Annotated in this window: 17 protein-coding genes and 1 pseudogene; 13 read left to right on the top strand and 5 right to left on the bottom strand. The window is 41.7% G+C overall.

Annotated elements, in window-relative coordinates; genetic code table 11:
- The first annotated feature begins 783 nt into the window (after positions 1-783).
- From rsmA to HWQ38_RS21070, 3 genes are all read left to right on the top strand, one after another.
- Entirely contained in the window at positions 784-1,632 is an 849-nt protein-coding gene (gene rsmA / locus HWQ38_RS21060) for a 16S rRNA (adenine(1518)-N(6)/adenine(1519)-N(6))-dimethyltransferase RsmA (protein WP_292797331.1), read from the top strand.
- Between the two features lie 105 nt (positions 1,633-1,737).
- Positions 1,738-2,691 carry a 4-(cytidine 5'-diphospho)-2-C-methyl-D-erythritol kinase gene (gene ispE / locus HWQ38_RS21065; RefSeq protein ID WP_292797334.1) on the top strand — a complete coding sequence of 318 codons (954 nt, stop codon included), beginning with the start codon at positions 1,738-1,740 and terminating at the stop codon, positions 2,689-2,691.
- A 163-nt stretch (positions 2,692-2,854) separates the two neighbouring features.
- Positions 2,855-3,184, top strand: coding sequence for a DUF3082 domain-containing protein (locus HWQ38_RS21070; RefSeq protein ID WP_292797337.1), 330 nt, complete (start codon positions 2,855-2,857; stop codon positions 3,182-3,184).
- Positions 3,185-3,369: 185 nt separating this feature from the next.
- Here HWQ38_RS21070 and HWQ38_RS21075 read toward each other — a convergent pair.
- Positions 3,370-3,969: pseudogene (locus tag HWQ38_RS21075) on the bottom strand (Uma2 family endonuclease).
- A 231-nt stretch (positions 3,970-4,200) separates the two neighbouring features.
- Here HWQ38_RS21075 and HWQ38_RS21080 point away from each other — a divergent pair.
- From HWQ38_RS21080 to HWQ38_RS21095, 4 genes are all read left to right on the top strand, one after another.
- Positions 4,201-5,442: a DNA cytosine methyltransferase gene (locus HWQ38_RS21080; RefSeq protein ID WP_292797339.1), complete on the top strand. Its 1,242-nt coding sequence runs from the start codon at positions 4,201-4,203 to the stop codon at positions 5,440-5,442.
- The gene (locus tag HWQ38_RS21085) at positions 5,415-6,392 is read left to right on the top strand and encodes a Bpu10I family restriction endonuclease (RefSeq protein ID WP_292797341.1); all 978 of its coding nucleotides are present in this window, start codon (positions 5,415-5,417) and stop codon (positions 6,390-6,392) included. Before HWQ38_RS21080 ends, HWQ38_RS21085 begins: the two co-directional genes overlap by 28 nt.
- A gap of 175 nt (positions 6,393-6,567) precedes the next feature.
- Entirely contained in the window at positions 6,568-6,846 is a 279-nt protein-coding gene (locus HWQ38_RS21090; protein WP_292797343.1) for a helix-turn-helix domain-containing protein, read from the top strand.
- Between the two features lie 90 nt (positions 6,847-6,936).
- Positions 6,937-7,956, top strand: coding sequence for an ATP-binding protein (locus tag HWQ38_RS21095; RefSeq protein ID WP_292797346.1), 1,020 nt, complete (start codon positions 6,937-6,939; stop codon positions 7,954-7,956).
- A 94-nt stretch (positions 7,957-8,050) separates the two neighbouring features.
- Here the strand turns inward: HWQ38_RS21095 and HWQ38_RS21100 are convergent, their stop codons facing one another.
- Complete coding sequence (locus HWQ38_RS21100; RefSeq protein WP_292797349.1) at positions 8,051-10,519, bottom strand: ATP-dependent Clp protease ATP-binding subunit; 2,469 nt, start codon at positions 10,517-10,519, stop codon at positions 8,051-8,053.
- A gap of 419 nt (positions 10,520-10,938) precedes the next feature.
- Positions 10,939-11,490, bottom strand: coding sequence for a ribosomal protein S18-alanine N-acetyltransferase (gene rimI, locus HWQ38_RS21105; protein ID WP_292797352.1), 552 nt, complete (start codon positions 11,488-11,490; stop codon positions 10,939-10,941).
- Between the two features lie 92 nt (positions 11,491-11,582).
- Between rimI and lysA the strand changes: the two genes are divergently transcribed.
- The 3 genes from lysA to HWQ38_RS21120 all read left to right on the top strand — a co-directional run bounded on the left by lysA (position 11,583) and on the right by HWQ38_RS21120 (position 14,875).
- The gene (gene lysA / locus HWQ38_RS21110; protein ID WP_292797355.1) at positions 11,583-12,986 is read left to right on the top strand and encodes a diaminopimelate decarboxylase; all 1,404 of its coding nucleotides are present in this window, start codon (positions 11,583-11,585) and stop codon (positions 12,984-12,986) included.
- A 219-nt stretch (positions 12,987-13,205) separates the two neighbouring features.
- Entirely contained in the window at positions 13,206-14,129 is a 924-nt protein-coding gene (gene cdaA, locus HWQ38_RS21115) for a diadenylate cyclase CdaA (RefSeq protein ID WP_292797357.1), read from the top strand.
- Complete coding sequence (locus tag HWQ38_RS21120; protein WP_292797359.1) at positions 14,126-14,875, top strand: isoprenyl transferase; 750 nt, start codon at positions 14,126-14,128, stop codon at positions 14,873-14,875. Before cdaA ends, HWQ38_RS21120 begins: the two co-directional genes overlap by 4 nt.
- Before the next feature lie 17 nt (positions 14,876-14,892).
- Here HWQ38_RS21120 and HWQ38_RS21125 read toward each other — a convergent pair whose 3' ends face one another.
- Both HWQ38_RS21125 and HWQ38_RS21130 read right to left on the bottom strand, forming a co-directional pair.
- Positions 14,893-15,456 (bottom strand): tetratricopeptide repeat protein, encoded by a 564-nt coding sequence (locus HWQ38_RS21125; RefSeq protein WP_292797361.1) that lies wholly within the window; start codon positions 15,454-15,456, stop codon positions 14,893-14,895.
- 12 nt (positions 15,457-15,468) lie between these two features.
- Positions 15,469-15,822, bottom strand: a complete 354-nt coding sequence (locus tag HWQ38_RS21130) for a hypothetical protein (protein WP_292797364.1) — start codon at positions 15,820-15,822, stop codon at positions 15,469-15,471.
- 413 nt (positions 15,823-16,235) lie between these two features.
- On the opposite strand from HWQ38_RS21130, the gene HWQ38_RS21135 reads away from it, so the two are divergent.
- The 3 genes from HWQ38_RS21135 (at position 16,236) to HWQ38_RS21145 (ending at position 20,679) form a co-directional block, all read left to right on the top strand.
- Entirely contained in the window at positions 16,236-18,080 is a 1,845-nt protein-coding gene (locus HWQ38_RS21135) for a tetratricopeptide repeat protein (protein WP_292797366.1), read from the top strand.
- Positions 18,081-18,291: 211 nt separating this feature from the next.
- Complete coding sequence (locus tag HWQ38_RS21140) at positions 18,292-19,083, top strand: phosphate ABC transporter ATP-binding protein (RefSeq protein ID WP_292797368.1); 792 nt, start codon at positions 18,292-18,294, stop codon at positions 19,081-19,083.
- A gap of 306 nt (positions 19,084-19,389) precedes the next feature.
- Positions 19,390-20,679 carry an NYN domain-containing protein gene (locus HWQ38_RS21145; RefSeq protein ID WP_292797370.1) on the top strand — a complete coding sequence of 430 codons (1,290 nt, stop codon included), beginning with the start codon at positions 19,390-19,392 and terminating at the stop codon, positions 20,677-20,679.
- The last annotated feature ends 78 nt before the right edge of the window (positions 20,680-20,757 follow it).

The following is a 20,757-nucleotide window of genomic DNA, read 5'->3' on the forward strand; positions in this document are numbered from 1 at the left end:
CATACCGCCAGCGTTCATCCTGAGCCAGGATCAAACTCTCCGTTTTGGTTTGTTTCGAGTTTGCGGCTCCGAAAAAAATATTTCCCGGAATCCTAGTTATAATTTCGATTAACTTTTCAGTAAATCCCAAAAGTTAAATCTTTTGACGAGGATTGGTTTTTTCTTAAGCTTTCAAAGTATTATGTTTTTTAGGTTCAGCGGTCGTTGGCTTCTTTCGCCTTCGCACTTAACTAGAGTAACTAGTCATTCCCTAGTTTGTCAAGGGGGAAAGTCATTTCTTTTATAAAATGGCAAATCGCCTGACTGGCATTACTTTCAGGTGAATGGGTAAAGGAACAGAAAAGATGCGAATAGGTAGTGGCTTAACCTTGTGCTCTGACATGTTTAGGATGCCGAATGTGGGTTGTATCGATATTCGAGTACTCGAAGAGGCTACGCTACTTTCGCGGAGCGTCTGGTTAGCACAGTTTCTCGTAGACAAGAGAAGATAGGCAGTCCCTTATATGAGGAACCGTTACAGTGAGTCTAGCGCTGTAGACGGATTTCACCATTTATAAGGCAGTAATTTTGTCAAGATCTATGATCAATAAATTTGAGGAAGTGGGAAAAAGAAAAATTACCGCAATGACTCTGGAAATTTAAGTGCGTTGGCGTACCCCTACTCTTAAGCAAGCTATGCGTAGCCTCTCGCAAAGAAGGCATCGCCATAATAATTATCCAATCAGATTTTTTAACCAGAATTTTTGATAAAAAGCTAAAAAATAGACTAGGCAAGAAATACAGATGATCCGACCGCGTAAGGTCTTTGCTCAACATTGGCTCAAAAGTGAAAAGGCGCTCGACGCAATTATTCAAGCAGCAGAGTGTAAAGAAAACGATCGCTCCGCTAACGCTAAGGGCGATCGCATCCTGGAAATTGGGCCTGGAACCGGCATTCTGACTCGTCGTTTATTACCGTTAGTGCAATCTCTGGTTGCAGTTGAAATAGACCGCGACTTATGCCAACTATTGGCAAAGCAACTTGGTAAGACTGAAAATTTTTTACTGCTGCAAGGTGATTTTCTCACTCTGGATTTACCATCTCATCTGGTAGCCTTTCCCAATTTCCAACAGCCAAATAAAGTAGTAGCTAATATCCCCTACAATATTACAGGGCCGATCATTGAGAAATTACTTGGTACGATCGCCAACTCAAACCCTGAACCATTTGACTCAATAGTGTTACTAGTACAAAAAGAAGTAGCAGAAAGGTTGTATGCTAAACCAGGATCAAAAGCCTTTGGAGCGTTGAGCGTGCGGGTTCAGTATTTGGCTGAGTGTGAGTTAATCTGCACAGTTCCAGCGGCCGCATTCCATCCACCGCCAAAAGTCGATTCAGCAGTGGTGCGATTGCGCCCCCGAAATATAGAAATACCAGCACTTAACCCAAGACAGTTAGAGAACTTCTTAAAGTTGGGGTTTCGTGCCAAGCGCAAAATGTTACGAAATAATTTGCAATCAGTTATAGAACGCGATCGCCTGAGCCACTTACTGGAACAATTAGAAGTAAATCCCCAAGCCAGAGCCGAAGACCTCAGCGTTCAGCAATGGGTAATCCTAGCAAATGAACTGGGAGTGGGGAGTGAAGAGTAGGGAGTAGGAAATAAGGGACAAGAGAATAAGACAGATTTTTATCCCACTCCCCACTGCCGATTCCCCACTCCCGATTGCCTTATCCTTACGCCCCACTCCCAGAAAATGCGTTCCTACACCCTAATTGCCCCTGCCAAAATTAACTTGTATCTGGAAATCATTGGCGATCGCCCTGATGGCTATCACGAGTTAGCTATGATACTTCAGAGTATTGGTCTTGCAGACAAAGTTGATGTGCGTTCTATTAGCACTGACAGCATCCGTGTTCACTGCAACCACCCACAAGTACCGACAGATAAAAGTAATCTGGCATACCGAGCAGCAGAATTAATGGCGAGGCAATTTCCCGAAGCCTTTGCTAAATATGCGGGTGTGGAGATTACCATCAACAAGCAGATTCCTGTAGCTGCTGGGTTGGCTGGGGGTTCGACGAATGCAGCAGCTGTGTTAGTGGGGATAGATTTACTCTGGAAATTAGGATTAACTCAGTCAGAATTAGAGGAGTTGGGAGGCACACTTGGTTCAGATGTACCATTTTGTGTAGCGGGTGGAACTGCGATCGCAACAGGTAGAGGTGAGCAACTTTCTCCTCTGCCAAGTTTGGATAGTATATATATAGTGTTGGCAAAATACCGCAGCCTGGAAGTTTCCACCGCTTGGGCATACAAAACCTATCGACAGCAGTTTGGTAATTCTTATATTAGAGATAGCGACAACTTGGCAGCCCGTGCTAGTACAGTTCATTCAGGAGCAATAGTAAAAACCATCCTGGATAAAGATGCGGGAGAAATTGCCCAAAAACTGCACAATGATTTGGAGCACGTGGTATTGCCAGCCTATCCCCAAGTCTTGCAACTGCGAGAGGTGTTTGCAAATCAGGAAGGCGTTTTAGGAACAATGATGTCTGGTTCTGGCCCAACAGTATTTGCTCTTTTTGAGTCTCAACAGCAGGCAGAACAAGTTAAGCTGCAAGTTAGGGAGGCAATTCTTGATGAAGACTTAGAATTGTTTGTGACTCGGACAATTACACATGGGATTCAGGTGGGATCTTCAGTTTAAATAAATCTTTATGGTTAATGGAGCATAAGGAATAAGCTGATGAGCTTTTAAGTTGCATAGTTCAAATCGCTAAAAAGATGCAAAGATGCAAACTGAATGACGATTAGCTGAGGACAAGAATTATTCCTAATGCTCTAATGCAAAATCTAAAATCTAAAATGTTATGAATGACCAAAAGTTAACACCACAAACAGATCCTAAAGTACAGGTGAGTGCGAGTCCGTTACGCTGTTTTACTGGGGCGGTGATTTCGGGAGGAATGGGATTTGCAGTGTATTCGCTGATGATTGCGATCGCTACAAATTTTGCTACTAAACCTATCCATTCAATTAATCCATTGGTGGTGAAGATTTCTTCTGCTGTTCGTACTCTGGTTGTGGGTGTAGTTGCTTTGGGAAGCGGAATATTTAGTATAGTAGCAATTGGTTTGTTGGCTTTGGGAGTGCAATTATTAGTCCAGCAGTTGACCAAAGAAAAAAGTAGTGAAAACTAGGAATTTGTTTTTAATTAGCAACCTAAAGTCACAAGTTTTTCTCCAGCTTGCACGTATTTCTTCCTTTGTTACTACTGTGTACTAATTCTACTATAAAACCATAATGCAATGGGTTTTAGTTAAGCAATATCTCAGCAATTTTCAGGTAATTAAACTATAAGGTAGAGCAGTTCAGTATAGAAGTACTAATCTACACATGACTGTGGTTTAAAGAGATAAAAAAGACTGTCAATTATCTTAGCTGTTAATAGTTCCACCGCAACAGAAACATCTGGGAATGCAAACGGTTGAATTTCTACCTCAGTTAATATTAGTTTTCTCGCGTACTCTCCATCTAAGATTTCTCGAAACACCACCAGGTGTAACTTTTTTAGATTTACAACCCAATATTCTAAAATACCTGCTTCTGCATAGATTTTGCTTTTTGTCTCTAAATCTTTTTCTAAACTAGAGTTAGCGTACTCAATCAGCTAGAAAATATTTTCTGGATAGGGATGATGCTGTCGATACTCGCGTCCTAAAAGTTGGACAATGGCAATATCTGGTTCTGGTTCCGAGTCGTTGCGTAGGGTAATTGGTTTAGCATGACGAATTTTGGCGCGTCCAGCCAATAGCTTTGCTAGATATTCACCAGCTTCATCACTACTATAAGCATGGGGTTCCCCTTCTGGCGACCTTTCGACAATTTCTCCTTTGAGTAGTTCAACTTTGCGATCGCTCAAAATGCCAGCGTCAATCATGCGGTGATATTCGTCAATCGTCCACTTAGCAACTATCACACTCATGACGATTGATTCCTCCCAATGATTCTTTATATTCTCCCATTTTAAAGTCACTTCAGGTCTGATTGAGAAGAAGTCGATTGATTGAAGATACTGCCCTTAAAATACTAAAAATTACTTATAGCCAAGATACCTTGGCTAGAATAACTGTGTAGCAGGTTGACAAAGCGTTACAAGGGTATCATCCTAGAGTGTTTAGAAGGTAAACCCTATGAGTAACTACATTAAGAGTCTATGGTAACAGCACAACCTATCACTATTGATTTGTTTGCTGGAGCTGGGGGCTTTGGTCTAGGTTTCGAGATGGCAGGTTTCTCTGTTCCTCTATCCGTTGAGATTGATGCCTGGGCTTGTGATACACTGCGCCATAATCGCCCGGATATGACAATTATTCAACAGGATATCCGTGATTTAAACACTGCAAGTAGCGTTAAGGATATCTGTCTCTTCAAGCCGGATATTGTTATTGGTGGGCCTCCATGTCAAGGCTTTAGTATTGCCGGGCCAGCACAAAAAGATCCTAAAGACCCTAGAAATAGTCTATTCATTAACTTTGCTCAGTGGATATGTTTTCTCGAACCTGAAGCTTTTGTAATGGAAAATGTCAAAGGTTTACTTTCGCGCAAAAATATTGAAGGCGAAAAGGTAACAGATATCATTAAAGAAACTTTTGAGAATCTAGGATATTTTGTAGAAATATGGTCATTAAATGCTGCTGAATATGGAGTGCCACAAATTAGGGAGCGTATTTTTATTGTTGGAAATAAAACAGGAAAAGAATTAGGTCTTCCTCCAAAAACACATTCCTTAGATTTATTGCATATCAATAACTCTCAATTATCAATATTTGCCTGCATGGGTTTACTTCCTGCCATAAACCTGTGGGATGCCATATCAGATTTACCACGACTGAATGCACGTGAGGGTGAAGAGGAACAACCTTACATTTCAGAACCTCTAAATAAGTATCAAAACTGGATCAGGAATGGCAGTCAAACACTTTACAATCATGTTGCAATGGATCATTCCCAGAGGCTTGTAGAACGCTTCAAACATATTAAATGGGGTGAATCAAGTTCAGACGCACCAAAAGAACATGGGGCTAGACGGCGTAGTGGAAATGGTGAGTTATCTGAGATAAGTTATGACCAGAATAACCGACGTTTAAATCCATATAAACCATCACATACAATAGCGGCTTCCTTTTACGCCAATTTTCTTCATCCTTTCCAGCATCGCAATTTGACAGCCCGTGAAGGGGCGCGTGTTCAATCTTTTCCTGACACTTATCGTTTTCTAGGGAAGAAGACTGTTGTATCTCACAAATTATTACATCGAGAAGAGAGATTCGACGAGAAGTTTCTTTGCCAGTACAATCAAGTAGGTAATGCTGTACCACCTATTCTTGCTAAAGCGATCGCACTTCATCTTCAAGAGAAATTAGAGCTATGCCCAAAAGCGATCGGAACCCTTTAGTTCACGGCTCTAATCTTGAACAAAAGGAGAATCACCGCACAAAATACAGAGATGTTGAGAGTAAAAAATATCTCAGTGAGATTAGAACTGAGTATAATAAGTGGCGTTCTGCTAATCTCGAGTTAGTTGGGCCGACATCAACACCTACTGATCAAGATGACGCAACTATTGCTGCTAGGGTAGAACTTCTATCAAAATACAAGGACTTTTTAGACCAGCAGCACTATGCTGAGAAGTTTGATTCTAGATCGAACCTTCACTCTAGCGTGCTGGAGGAATTTCTCTATTATCTGTTTAAAGATTTAGTAAAAGACTTTGGAGAAAATGCTCTCATCGGCAAATCACATACGTTCAAAGATATTTTCTTTGTACCGCCAAAATACTCTGAGATGCTTAAGCGACCGTATGCACGTATTGAAAAGAAAGATCATGACTTTGTAATTGGAGCCACTATTCAAGTATCATTTGAAGCAGCAACCCCACCAGAGAAAGATGAAAATCCTGGTGAAATACTCTCACTTCTTAAAGAGGAACCGGAAAACTACTTTGAAGTTACAGTTACAGGAAACACCGAAACACACATTTTCGATATTCCAGTTGTTGCAATTGAATGTAAGACATATCTCGATAAAACTATGCTCGAAGGTTCATCACGAGCCGCAGAGGACTTAAAGGCAAGAAATCCAAATAGTTTATATGTTGTACTTATGGAGTGGATCAAGCTGACCAGTGATGTCAATCTTCGGAAGTACAAGGTTGACCAGATTTACGTACTACGTCAACAGAAAAATACTGACCGAGAATTTAGGTATGAAGAAAAATATATTAAAAATTCAATTAATCCAGTTGTAGTTCAACATCTATTCCATAAAGTGCGGAAGCATCTGAAAATGGACTGGACTGGTGGAATTGAAAACGGCATAGAGCGTGGGTGGCTAATTGACGAGTAGCTACTGACTTTAGTACACCCAACTCTTTGTTACCAAGGTTAGTAGCTTTGAAAACATACTTTACCATATCAGGAGCTACTATATATCCATAATCAAGTAGTTTTATCTAACATAGCAAGTATTGAATTGTAGTATAATTATTACTTTATACTAAATCCTTAACAAAAAAATTATTATGTCAATTCAAGTTGAGAAGATTAATCGTGAGCAGGTTAGTCAAATTTTATTATCTGAGGAAAGCCACTTTTTAGACTTGAAATCGATAGATATAAAACCAGCCAAACTAACTCGCTCTATATCTGCATTTGCAAATGCTAGTGGTGGTGAAGTTTATATTGGAATTGATGAAACTGAAATTGATGGGAAAAATCAACGTACTTGGCGTGGTTTTGCTGATCAAGAAGATGCAAATGCTCATTTGCAAGTTTTTCAAGAACTCTTTCCACTAGGTTAGTACTATAGCTATACTTTCTTGTCCTGTAATGATTGTATTGGGTTAGTTCTTCAAGTAGACATTAATAAAAGCCGAGAAATCGTTAAAGCTTTGGACAAGCCTATTCCATATTTGCGACTTGGAGCACAAAATCTACCACAAGATACAGAAGAAAAACTTGCACGGCTCAGGCTTGACAAGGGTATAGATTCTTTCGAGACATCTACAGTCAAGGGTGATATGGAAGTTATTACAAACTCTCTTCCTATTCTTAGTTTTATGCTTCGCGTTATACCGTCGGCAGAGCCAGAACAGTGGTTAAAAAAACAACAGTTGATTATTAATGGAAAGCCAACTGTTGCTGGTGTTCTTCTTTTCTCTGAGGAACCACAAGCTTTACTACCGAAAAGATGCGGAGTTAAGGTCTATAGATACAAGACTGCTGATGAAGAAGGTCGGAGGGAGAATCTGGCTTTTGATCCGATAACCGTTGAAGGCTGCTTGTATGATCAAATTATTGAGGCAGTAAACAAGACAAAGAATATAGTTGAAGAAATCCCAAAATTGGAATCAGGAAGATTACAACATATCGAATATCCTGATGAGGTTTTACATGAAATTATTACTAATGCAGTTCTTCATAGGGACTATAGCATTTTGAAAGACGTGCAAATTCGCATCTTTGATAATCGTGTAGAAGTTGAAAGTCCCGGTAGATTACCCGGACATATTACAATAGAAAACATTTTGAAAGAGCAGTTTGCAAGGAATGGTGTAATAGTACGCCTTATTAACAGATTTCCTGAAGCACCAAATAAAGACGTGGGTGAGGGTTTAAACACAGCCTTTGAGGCGATGACTCGCCTCAGACTTAAGGTTCCCGTTATTGCTGAACAAGAAAACTCAGTAATTGTCTATATTCGACATGAACCCCTTGCTTCAATTGAATCAGCAATTATGGAATACTTAAATGATCATGAAAATATAACTAACAAAATTGCACGAGGAATCGCCAGTGTAGACTCTGAAAGTACTATCAAAGCGGCTTTTAATAGACTTAGAGAGCAGGGGCTTATTGAAATAGTACCAGGAACTAAAACTGCTACCTCGGCTTGGCGTAAACTTGGATAAGCAAATTATCAAATAACACAAAAAACGGTAGAGCAATAAATACTCTACCGTTTGCTAATTTTCTATTTGAGATTTAAATCCCAAATCTTAAATCTTACTCAACACCTTGGGGTAACAATTCCCGACGTTGTTGAGAACTAACTTGTACAACGCCATTTTCATCGACATCAACGATCGCAGTATCGCCATCTTTAATGCGACCAGACAGAATTTCTTCTGCTAGGCTATCTTCTAACAGCCGCATAATCGCTCGGCGTAATGGTCTTGCGCCGTAGCTGGGACTGTAACCTTCAGTGATCAAGCGATCCTTGAAGCGATCGGTGACTTCTAAGGTGATACCCTTTTCCGTCAAACGACCAAATACTTCCTTGAGCATAATTTCGGCGATTTGTGTTACCTCCGGCTTGCTCAACTGACGGAAGACGATAATTTCATCGAGTCGGTTGAGGAACTCTGGACGGAAGTATTGCTTCAATTCTTCGTTCACCAAAGAGCGAATCCGGTTGTAAGTTGACTCGCTGGCATCTTCGGAGAATTCAAAGCCGATACCACTACCGCCTTTTTCAATTACCTTAGAACCAATATTGGAAGTTAAAATCAGCAAGGTGTTTTTGAAGTCCACCGTGCGACCTTTGGCATCGGTTAACCGACCGTCTTCCAAAATTTGCAGCAGCATATTAAATACATCGGGGTGTGCTTTTTCGATTTCGTCGAACAACACCACGGTATAAGGACGCCGCCGCACGGCTTCGGTTAGCTGACCACCTTCGTTATAACCAACATAACCTGGAGGCGAACCAATCAGCTTGCTGACGGTGTGACGCTCCATGTATTCGGACATATCTAAGCGGATCATCGCTTCTTCGGAACCGAAGAAGTATGCAGCCAATGACTTCGCTAACTCGGTTTTACCCACACCAGTCGGCCCAGAGAAGACAAAGCTAGCTATGGGTCGATTGGGATTTTTCAAACCGACACGAGCGCGACGAATTGCGCGTGAAACTGCTCTCACAGCTTCATCTTGACCAATTAAACGCTGATGCAAGGTGTCTTCCATGTGCAGCAGCTTTTCAGATTCCGATTCGGTGAGTTTGCTCACCGGTACCCCAGTCCAGGAAGCGACAATGTGGGCAATGTCTTCTTCTGTAACTACAGGTTCATCACCTTCTGTGCCAGTTGCATTGGTCTTGCTTTGAGCGATCGCCCGGATTTCGGCTTTGATTTCCATCTCGCGATCGCGCAATTCCCCAGCTTTGTCAAAGTTTTGAGAGCGCACCGCGTCATCTTTTTCTTTTAATATCTGACGCAGTTCTTTGTCTAACTCTTTGGCTGCGGGTGGCAGTTGGGAGTTAATCAAGCGCACCCTGGAACCAGCTTCATCAACCAAGTCGATGGCTTTATCTGGGAGGAAGCGATCGCTAATGTAACGGTCTGACAATTTCGCCGCCGCTACCAATGCTTCGTCGGAGATTTTCAGTTTGTGGTGTTGCTCGTAGCGTTCGCGCAGACCATACAAAATTTCAATTGTTTCATCAACTGTAGGTTCGCCAACCATCACTGGTTGGAAACGCCGCTCCAGTGCTGCATCTCGCTCGATGTGCTTCCGGTATTCATCTAGGGTTGTAGCACCGATGCACTGCAACTCACCCCTAGCCAAAGCTGGCTTGAGGATATTCGCTGCGTCAATAGCACCTTCTGCTGCACCCGCTCCAATTAAGGTGTGTACCTCATCAATCACGAGAATGACATTACCCGCAGAGCGGATTTCATCCATGATTTTTTTCAAGCGTTCTTCAAATTCACCCCGATACTTGGTTCCTGCTACGAGCAAACCAATATCCAGTGTGACGACGCGTTTATCTTCTAGGATGTCAGGGATATCTTTAGTGGCAATGCGTGAAGCTAAACCTTCAGCGATCGCTGTTTTACCAACCCCTGGTTCCCCAATCAGCACTGGGTTATTTTTAGTTCGGCGACCCAAAATCTGAATCACCCGCTCAATTTCCTTGGCGCGTCCTACCACTGGATCGAGCTTATTGTCCATTGCCATCTGGGTCAGGTTTGAGCCAAATTCATCCAGAGTCGGGGTTTTTGTGCGCCCGGATGAACCGCCTGGTGAAACTTCGGCAGTTTCTCCCAACATGCGGATGACTTGGGTCCTTACCTTAGATAGATCCACACCGAGGTTTTCTAACACCCTGGCTGCTACGCCTTCCCCTTCGCGGATTAGGCCCAACAGCAGATGCTCGGTACCAATGTAGTTATGCCCCAGTTGGCGTGCTTCTTCCAAGGAGAGTTCTAGAACTCGCTTTGCCCGTGGCGTAAACGGAATTTCCACGGCAACAAAGCCTGATCCCCGTCCGATAATTTTTTCAACTTCAATTCGGGCATCTTTGAGATTGACGCCCATTGATTTCAGCACCTTGGCGGCCACTCCAGTGCCTTCGCCAATCAGACCCAAGAGGATCTGCTCGGTTCCGACAAAGTTGTGACCTAGACGGCGGGCCTCTTCTTGGGCCAGCATGATTACCTTAATGGCTTTTTCTGTGAAGCGTTCAAACATGGCATTTTTCCCATCACCTGCGGTCGTGCCGGTATGCTGATTTTAGCACAGGCAAAGCTTTTGGATGTCTGTATCACAAATTGTAGACATCCGGAAGCTATGACTTGGGTTGATGGGCTAATTGTTAACTATTGACTACTTTTATCTGGCTGGCGTACTGAGGAGCTTTAGTTCACCAGCCTTTTTGGGATTTATTACAAATAGCTGACTGCTTATATTAGGAGTTTTTTTACTCAATCCCAAACATTAATACTTAACACATCTATTTTTAAATGTCAACTAAAAATAATTTTAATAAATTTTAATTATAGAAAAATAAAGTTTGTATAAGATATTTAAATATAAAAAGCCGCCGCAAAGTTGCATTTTTTTGCTGAAGCCGATCGCCAGCACCGATAATTCCAATTAATCATCCGTAACTATTTAAAAAGCAAGTGCCAAGAGGATTTGTCTAGGCGATCGCTGACAATGGAATGCCACTGGTCTAAAGTTGCTTGAAATTGGGGGTATTGTAAATCTGGCAGCCAAAGGATGAGCGCGTCTTCATCGTTATCTTGGTAGTAATGCCGCCGCCGCCCAGCTGTTTTAAAGCCAAATTTTTGATATAAAGATATAGCCCCCAAGTTGGAAGCTCGCACTTCGAGGGTAGCTCGCTCCATTTTGCGATCGCAAGCTGTCTTAATAAGTGAATATAATAAAGCCTGTCCCAAACCTTGACGGTGATATTGGGGATGGACCGCCAATATTGTAATGTGGGCTTCCTCTAAAATTGACCAAAAGCAACCCATTCCCAGTAGTCTCGAATTAGAGACAGAGGAAAATAAACCCAGCAGATCGCTGTTGGGACTGTGCAACTCTCGTTGGTAGCCCTCCATTGTCCATAGGCCGCCAAAACAGGCTTGATCAAGTTCCAACAATGCACTCAGATGCTCTATTTTCAGTAATTGAATTTCTAAATCTAATGAGATCACATTTATTGAATAACGTTACAAACGCTTTGTAAACTGGGAATCGGGAGAATAACTCAAAGCCCGTAATTTGAACAAGGACAACTTTTATAGTTATGGTATCGACTCACCCCACTGGGGTTCAATATTCTGGAAGTCAGTATTTACCTCAAAGGCGCGACAGCAGCGCCAATCCCTCGCCGAATCAAGAACTTTTACCCTTGACTGCCAGAGTTGATGATCATCACCTCCTGGAAATTGGTGGGTGTGATGTCACAACCCTAGTTGAGCAGTTTGGTTCACCTTTATATATTTTAGATGAAGAAACCCTGCGTTCGGCTTGTCAGCAATACCGAGATGCCTTCAAGCAATATTACAAGGGCGAATCTCAAGTATTGTATGCCTCAAAGGCTTGGAATTGTCTAGCAGTTTGTGCGATCGCTGCCTCTGAGGGTTTAGGAATCGATGTAGTTTCTGGGGGTGAACTTTACACCGCCTTGCAAGCGGGTGTTAGTCCCCAGAAAATCTACCTTCATGGAAATAATAAATCTCATGAAGAATTAATTTTAGCGATCAAGTCTGGTGTCACTATTGTGGCGGATAACTGGTATGAGTTGCGTACCCTTGTGGAAATCGCCCAACCTGCTCAACCAATCCGGATCATGCTCCGGCTAACTCCTGGTATCGAGTGCCACACCCACGAATATATCCGCACGGGACACTTAGATAGCAAATTTGGCTTTGATCCCAACGATCTAGATCAAGTTTTTACCTTTGTTAGTCAACAACCTGCCCTTAATTGCGTAGGAGTACACGCTCATATTGGTTCCCAAATTTTTGAACGCCAACCGCATCAAGATTTGGCTGCTGTGATGGTGCAGTGGCTGCGGGATGCCGCAAAGTATGGTTTAAATATTACAGAGTTAAATGTTGGTGGCGGTTTGGGGATTAAGTATACAGAATCAGATGATCCCCCCAGCATTGAAGAGTGGGTGAAGGCAATTTGTGAAGTTATCCAAGAAGCTTGTGCAGCCGAAAATCTGCCTTTGCCGAAATTACTTAGTGAACCAGGGCGATCGCTAATTGCCACAGCTTGCGTTACTGCATATACTATTGGTTCATCCAAAGTTATTCCAGAAATTCGTACCTACGTGGCAATTGATGGAGGAATGTCTGACAATCCCCGCCCGATTACTTACCAATCAGTTTATCGGGCAGTCGTTGCTAATAAAATGTCTTCTCCCTTAACCGAAACAGTCACAATTGCTGGTAAACATTGTGAATCAGGAGATATTCTGATTCACAATGCACTACTTCCAAAGACTGAACCAGGGGATATTCTCGTAGTTATGGGAACTGGTGCGTACAATTACAGTATGGCATCTAATTACAACCGCTTACCCCGACCGGCAGCAGCTGTAGTGGCGAATGGCGAAGCAAACTTAATTTTGCAACGTGAAACTTATCAAGACTTAATTCGACAAGATCGCCTACCAGAAAGACTGAAAAATAGTCATTAGTCCTTGGTCATTGGGAGCCACTGCGTTGCGGTGAGTCGAGCCCTGTAGGCGGGTTTCCCACCGTAGGCGACTGGCGTTCGCCCTTGGCGTGCCGGAGGCATCACCCGGAGGGGGGTTCCCCCGTTAAAGCAAGTGGCGTTCATTAGTCAGGAACTAATTACAAATGACTAATGACTAATGACTAAATGTAATTAGAGGCAAAAGTGTAATCCAGATGTCATGAGAGATTGGTGGAAGCAATGGCTGATAAACCTGGGATGGTCACAGTCCTTGCTACTTGGGACTCTGGATATTGTGTTAGTGCTGGCGCTGACATATATGATACTAGTTATCATTAGTGAGCGCCGGACATTGTGGATGGTGCGGGGGTTTATTATCTTAATGCTAGCCTCAACAATAAGTGGCAAATTAGGACTACCTCTGCTAAGTTTTGTACTAGAAAAGTTGGTGATTGGTTGTGCTGTAGCGATGGCAGTTGCTCTCCAGTCTGAGTTTCGGCGCTTTTTGGAGCAATTGGGGCGTGGCGAATTCCGCCAGCTGTTTCAACCCGACCGTTTGGCAATCCCGAAATCTGATAGTGTAATTGATGAAATTGTTGAGGCTGTTAAAGAATTGTCAAAAAACCGCATTGGAGCTTTACTAATTTTGGAAACCACAGGGCAAATTGATGAACGAGATTTTTCTGTGCCAGGAGTAAAGCTAAATGCTGAGGTTTCTAAGGAACTTATCCAGACAATTTTTCAGCCGAAAACTTTGTTACACGATGGAGCGACATTGATTCGTGGATCAAGGATTGTGTCATCGGGTATAATTTTACCACTTTCGGGACGCACAGCCTCGCGCCAGTTGGGAACACGCCACCGGGCGGCAATGGGAATTACTGAGCGGGTCGAAAATTGCATTTGTGTCGTTGTATCTGAAGAAACAGGTTCCATTTCTTTAGCGGAACGGGGAACCCTAAATAGACCACTGACGATTAAGAAGCTGAAAGAGTCATTAGAGGATCTTTTGTCCCCAACCGTGGATAGGGAAGCTGTTGCTCCTGGTCTGTTGAGTTTTGTTCATCAAATAGGTAGGAAAACACTAGCACTGGTTTCACGTTTACTCAGATTACCATCGACTGCTTCTCGAGATAAAAAATGACAGCACAACAAACTAAACTGCAAGATTTACCTACTGACTTAAAACGAGAACTATTGCCGCAGCACGTTGCGGTGATTATGGATGGCAATGGTCGATGGGCTAAACGTCAGGGTCTACCCCGGATTATGGGTCATAAGCGAGGAGTAGATGCTCTCAAGAATTTACTTCGCTGTTGTCAAGATTGGGGAATTCAAGCGCTGACAGCTTATGCTTTCTCCACAGAGAACTGGAAAAGACCGCAGGAAGAGGTGGATTTTTTGATGACTCTGTTTCAAAGAGTTTTGCGCCAAGAACTGCGGGAAATGGTCGAAGAGAATGTTCAAATTAAGTTTGTGGGAAATTTGCAAGAGTTGCCACGATCGCTCCAACAAGAAATATCCCGTTCAATGGAAGAAACTAAGGATAATCGCGGTATCCAGTTTTCAGTAGCAACTAATTATGGCGGACGGCAGGAAATTTTACAAGCTTGTCAGGCGATCGCCAAGCAAGTTCAGCAAGGTGTGCTACAACCTGATGAAATTGATGAACATCTGTTTGAAAGCCACTTGTACACAGCAGGAATTACTGACCCAGATTTGTTAATCCGCACAAGTGGAGAAATGCGCCTCTCAAATTTCCTTCTCTGGCAAATGGCTTATGGGGAAATTTACATCACCGATACTCTCTGGCCTGATTTTGACCGGGCTGAGTTTCACCGCGCCTTGTGTGCCTATCAGCAACGGGATCGGCGGTTTGGGAAAGTCTAAAATCAGTGAATTTATTCCTAATTTCCGTCGAGGTGTATTGATAATCTCTCTAACGCCTCCCGTGCGTAGCTTGCCGCCGTAGGCATCGCCCCCAAATATTCATCCTTATACTTAACATATATCTCCAACGCTATCTGCAAATGAACCCTCGCCTCTGCGTAGTTTTCTTCTGCTTCTGCAAGCGTTCCTAAACAATAGTAGGTGCGTGCTTGGGAATAGCGATCGCCAAATTCGATGAAGATAGCCAAAGCTTGTTGGTAATTGCGCCGCGCCTCCTCAAATTCATAGTCAAAAAATAAATGTTCTGCAATCGGAGGTGGTACACGATCCATGTTGTCAAAAATAATTAATAAACCTTTATATTGAGGGAATTTTTGTCGGAGTTTAACGTAGGCATTTCCTAATAAAAGGTTAATATCTGCTTTCAGACGTGATAGGTCTTTTTCTAAAGTTTGGCGAATAGTAGTTTTTTGCTTATCAGAACCTTTAATCTGTGCTAATAATTTGACAATCAATTTAGCGATAAATGGAGCTTCTGTTTTCAGAGTTACTTCTCCCTCAATACTGACAGACTTTTCCACAGTTTCTTCGGTTTATTTGGTAATATCTTTAAACCAAGATTCAAAGTTTTCCAGAAGTTTAGTATCAAATTTTAAACCTAATTTACGCAACTCAAATTCTACTTGTTTGATGACGATTAAATATAAATCTATATAACGAGCATCATTAATATCTGTTTCTTCGTTAACTTCTAAATAAATTACGCGGTATTGTTCTTCCCATTGCTTATGAATGCGTTTTAACTCTGTACTTTTGCCACAGTCTTGATGTCCAGTAAACAAAATTGTGCTGAATTCTGCGGGTTTTTGAAACTCTAAAATCGTACTAACGATGTCAATTGCTGAAGTTTTACGTACTGCTGATAAATCAACATAATAACGCTCCATGTCTGCGCCCTCTAGCGGTTCAACATTACAAACTTGAAATGCATCTCTTAGAGTATTAGCACGCTAGTAATTCATTGGGTTTTGACTAACTTTATAAATATAGCTTTCTCAATTTTAAATTTTAGGCGATCGCACTGCAATTTTACATCTGATAAAAGTTTGCTTTTTGATGATTCAATATCCTGTAATATTTTATACAAGCTATTGCAGAACATATTCAGGCGAGCGCTGAGTGAAAAAATTGAGTGGCTTCAGATGGTCGATTTATCACAGTGTATTGTTCATCCCACGTTGTCACGGTACAACTGAAGTCGGCTAAATGGTACAGTCTGATTTTTAATCTTTGAAAGCTCCCCACTCCTGTTGTACGACGACTAGAATTAGAATTGAGGTGACGTTTTCTAATAGCCAAAGTGTCAGAATCTCTGCCGTTGCGCGATCGCTATCTTGCCTTAATCGATGAAATTGTCGAAACCACCCTCAAGGGCAAAATTAGCTCTGTTGAGATGGTATATCAAATGCTGCTTAAAGGAATCACTTCCGGTACAGGGGAAGTCTTTGAGCTAGCTTTGAGCGATCGCCTGAATGCCCTCCAAAGCCAAGTAGATAGCGAAAAAGACGAACTCAAGAAAGGGAAAGCGACTCGCAGTTTGAGAGCGATTAAGACCATTCAAAGTCAATGGCAACGCTGGCAAGAGCAAAACAAAGCCACAGAAGCGATCGCCAAAGCAGTTTCAGAAATTATCACAGCCCCTGCTGACGAGCGTCTGGCGGCATTTTTACGGGTCACTGACCCCAATCAGAAGTATCCCCTAAATTCGCAACAGTTACAGCAGTTATCAAAATCATTACAGCAATTTGCCCAGGTAGATTCTGATTTACAACAATTTTCTGAAGGTATTACCCGTGGTTTAGCTTCTTGGCAGCGATTGCAAGATAACTTGCTCAGTTGGATGTACGAGCAAAAAGAATCTTTGGGATTTGGCGGCGTACCCGGAGAACGTGGCCCTTGGGCAACTTGGGCTAAACAACTGAATAGTGAGTTACCCCAAGCACTGCTTCGCACCTTGGCTATGGAAGAATCTGCAATTGAATTTGCCCAGCGACAACGAGGCATCACCCTCAGAGATTGGGTGGAAATGGCATTGATTTTACAGTACTTGCAACGGGGACTAATTAACTGGTTTGACCAACAAGCTTACGATGTGAAAGCCGGGCCAAAGTTGTCCATTTCCACTTTCTTGACCTTTGCAGTGATTTGGAGTCAGTTAGCAAGTGGTTTTGGGAGCATTAGGGCAGTATACAGCGATGCCTGTTCTCAAATCATGCTCCAGATTTTGCGAACCTTTGCCCAGCGTCCGTATTTTCCTTTTTACGGCGGGATTTTTGCCTCTTTTACTGGCACTTATTTGCGAGACGCTCTAGATTATCTGGATGAACCACTACGAGGTGGCGAGGGAACCCAGGAAAAAGCGCGAATTTTGACACTTTTAGGTTATTCTCAGCGTGCTTTAGGACAATACCAGCGATCGCTTGATTTTCATCAGCAGGCGCTAGAGATCGCCAGGAATGCAGGCGATCGCCCCTGTGAAATTGCCAATCTCAACCACCTCAGCCGCACCTACGTACAACAGCAAAATTATGCTGAGGCAATTAACTATAGTCAACGGGCATTAATCCTAAGTCGGCAAGCAGGCGATCAGACAGGAGAAGCAAACGCGCTGGTAAATTTAGGTTACAGCGAAGTTATGCAAGCTCAGGAACTAGAACAAATAGAACCCGAAACCTATGAAGCCGCAATTAATTATTTGGAACAAGGTTTAAAATTATCAGAAAAATTAGGTGATATTCAAAGTAAAGCCTTATGTGTCAGTAGCTTAGGAATTGCCTATCTAGTAATTGGACAACACCAAACGGCAATTAAATATCTTGAAGACGGCTTTAAAACAGCGCAAGTTTCCGGCGATTTGTATCTCCAAGGGCGGAACTTAGCTTATTTGGCAGAAGCTTATTATCATCTACAAAATTCCGAAAAAACAGTTTACACAGGCTGCATGGGAATGTATCTTTTAGAGCAAATTGCTTCTCGTGAGTGGCGTCAACCAGCAGGATTACTGAGAATTTTACAAAGACAAATAGGTGCAGAAGCTTTCCAAAACTTATTACAGCAACATCGCCCTAAAATCATTGCAGTTATTGGTGTAGATGGGTATGATCACATTCCGCAATTGTTAGAAGAATATCAGCGAGATATGTAATTATTTGCCAAATGGTCAATCTGCAAAGTCTGGGATAAATTTTGGCATACAGCCTTAATGTAAGTAGTTAATAACAGTTTATCTGCTGTACAAGTACTGTATGACTAAGTAAATTCTATGAATATCTCCTTTTGTGGGTAACATAGTGAAACAGCGACGCTGATTTATAGTATTTTACTTAGTCAAGTTTTGTTTCACACGTTTTGGGAATATGAGTAAACTAGTTCCAGTCATCAGAGTCAAAAACTTCAGCTTCTATTACGACACTCAAAAGATAGTTGAAGGCGTGTCAATGGATATTTACCAAAACCAAGTCACGGCAATTATTGGTTCTAGTGGTTGTGGCAAGTCTACTTTTCTTAAATCGTTAAATCGGATGAGTGAATTAGAAGGAGAAATGAGGGTTGAAGGAAAAGTAGAATTTTGTGGACAGAGTATTTATGAGCGTCGTATTAACATCAATCGCTTACGTCGCCAAGTTAGTATGATTTTTCCCAAGCCAAATCTTTTTCCCATGAGCATTTATGATAATGTTGCCTATGGGGTGAAGTTAGTTGGATGGCATCCAAAAGTAGAATTAGATGGGATTGTTGAATCTGCCATCAAAGCTGCCGATCTTTGGGATGAAGTCAAAAATAAGCTGCACAAATCTGCTTTAGAGCTTTCTGGCGGTCAACAACAAAGATTATGTATTGCCCGTGCTTTAGCAGTAAAACCGAACGTTTTGTTGATGGATGAACCTTGCTCAGGTCTTGATGCTGTCGGTAGTATGAAAATTGAGCATCTTATCCATAACTTGCGCTCTGAATTGACAATTGTGATGGTTACTCACAATATGCAGCAAGTTACTCGCCTATCTAATTTTACGGCTTTCTTTTGCAGTAATGAAAATCGCACTACTCAAATGATTGAATTTGGTACTACAAATAAAATCTTTACTAACCCCGTGGATTCTCGCACCCGCGACTATGTTTTCGCCCGCGCCAGTAAAAGTATTTCTTAACTAATTATATGGGTTTAAGTTGCTTCAGCTTCTAACAAGACGTTCGGCGAGCGCTCAGTCGAGTCGCGGCAAGTTTTGTGGCGGGGTATAAATCCTCGTTACAAAACTTCATTACGTTAGCGAGTCCGCGTATCCCTACAATCCAAGCAAACTACGCGCAGTGTCGTCATTAGGAATTACGAATTATTTTAATTTCCCCTTGCTTTGAGTTTTTCTTGTGTTGGGCAATGCGAAGTTATATTAACAGTATTTTTTGTACTGTATACTTAAAGACAAGCATCTGCTCTAGACCACCTGAATCACAAGATGAAATGTCCCCGGTGCGAATCTACTTCATATCGTAAAAATGGTCGTCGGAATGACAAGCAGAATTACCTCTGCAAAGATTGTGGTAAACAATTCCTTGAGCCTGTATTCTCTCATTCCCTAGAAACTGACTTGCTTGCTAACAGCAACGGATATACTAAAGTCTCTATGGCTGAAGCGACGCAAGTTCCTTTAGTAAAAAACCTGCTAGAAGAAAAAGTCACAGAGAAAAGTCTTAACTCTTTTAGTTTGACATTAGCTGAAGAACTGCTGCAAACGATATTATCACCTGATTGGCTAGAATCTGCTGCGTTCAGTCAATTGCTCCTGAAAATTCAGCAAAAAAATCAAATTGACCATAAGTTAGAAACAGGAATCTCTCTTCTACTTTTGGATGCAGAAAACTTAAAATTAGATGTTAATTCAGAATCATTTTTAGCCAGTGTTTGTAACTATCCTCTCCAAGTTAAAATTGCATTTGCGAACTGGAGAAATCCCAGCATTGGGAAGCAAGATATTGAACTATATAACCGTGGCTATCAACTTGTCCATGTGCCTGAGGGTAAGAATAGTGCTGATGCAAAAATGATCGCAATTGGTGCTTGTGTTTTACGCTCCTATCCAACAGTTAAAGAAATCTTAGTTTGTTCTAGCGATGGAATTTTAATTCACCTCTGTAACGAACTCCAAAATCAAGGATTGATTGTCTACTGGGTACGTAGACAAGGGCAAAATTTGCATATAGAAAATAGGAATACTGGCAAATTAACTCATTATTCCTTAGCAATGGCAACAGAAGTTCCATCCTTTGAAAAAGTGGTTGAGCAAATTCAAGATTTAATTAAAAATGAACAGGAATCTATCAATGCTCGATTAAATAGTTTAGTTGCGGTTGCCAGTTTATTTCAAGAAAGATGCAATATCCATCTCAAACATCATCCCCAGCAACCAGAAGTTGAGGAAATAATCCCTGTTCTAGATAACTCATTTACACCATCTATTCCAGAAGAAGAAAAAAAACAAGATTCTGCGGAAATTCCTAATGGAAAAACATTAGATAAATTACTATTGAAAATTATTCAAGATATAAAAATAAAGTCTCCCCAAACTCAATTATCTGTGTCTAAGCTAGGTTCAGAGTTACAGAAAATAACCGGCAAATCTCCTAGTTCAATTGTCAAAAAATTAAAGTTAGGTTCTAGTTTGACTAAATATTTAGAATCATCTCCCAGATTTACATTAAAAGCAAGTGGCAAGGAATATGAGGTAATAGCGCTACTCTCCAAGTAAATACTTTTTCGATCTCTACGTACAACCTGAGCCGATAATTCAGTATTATCTAAAAAGATATAAAGAAATGTAAATAAT

The organism is Nostoc sp. NMS7 (assembly GCF_017115085.1).
Lineage (GTDB): Bacteria > Cyanobacteriota > Cyanobacteriia > Cyanobacteriales > Nostocaceae > Nostoc.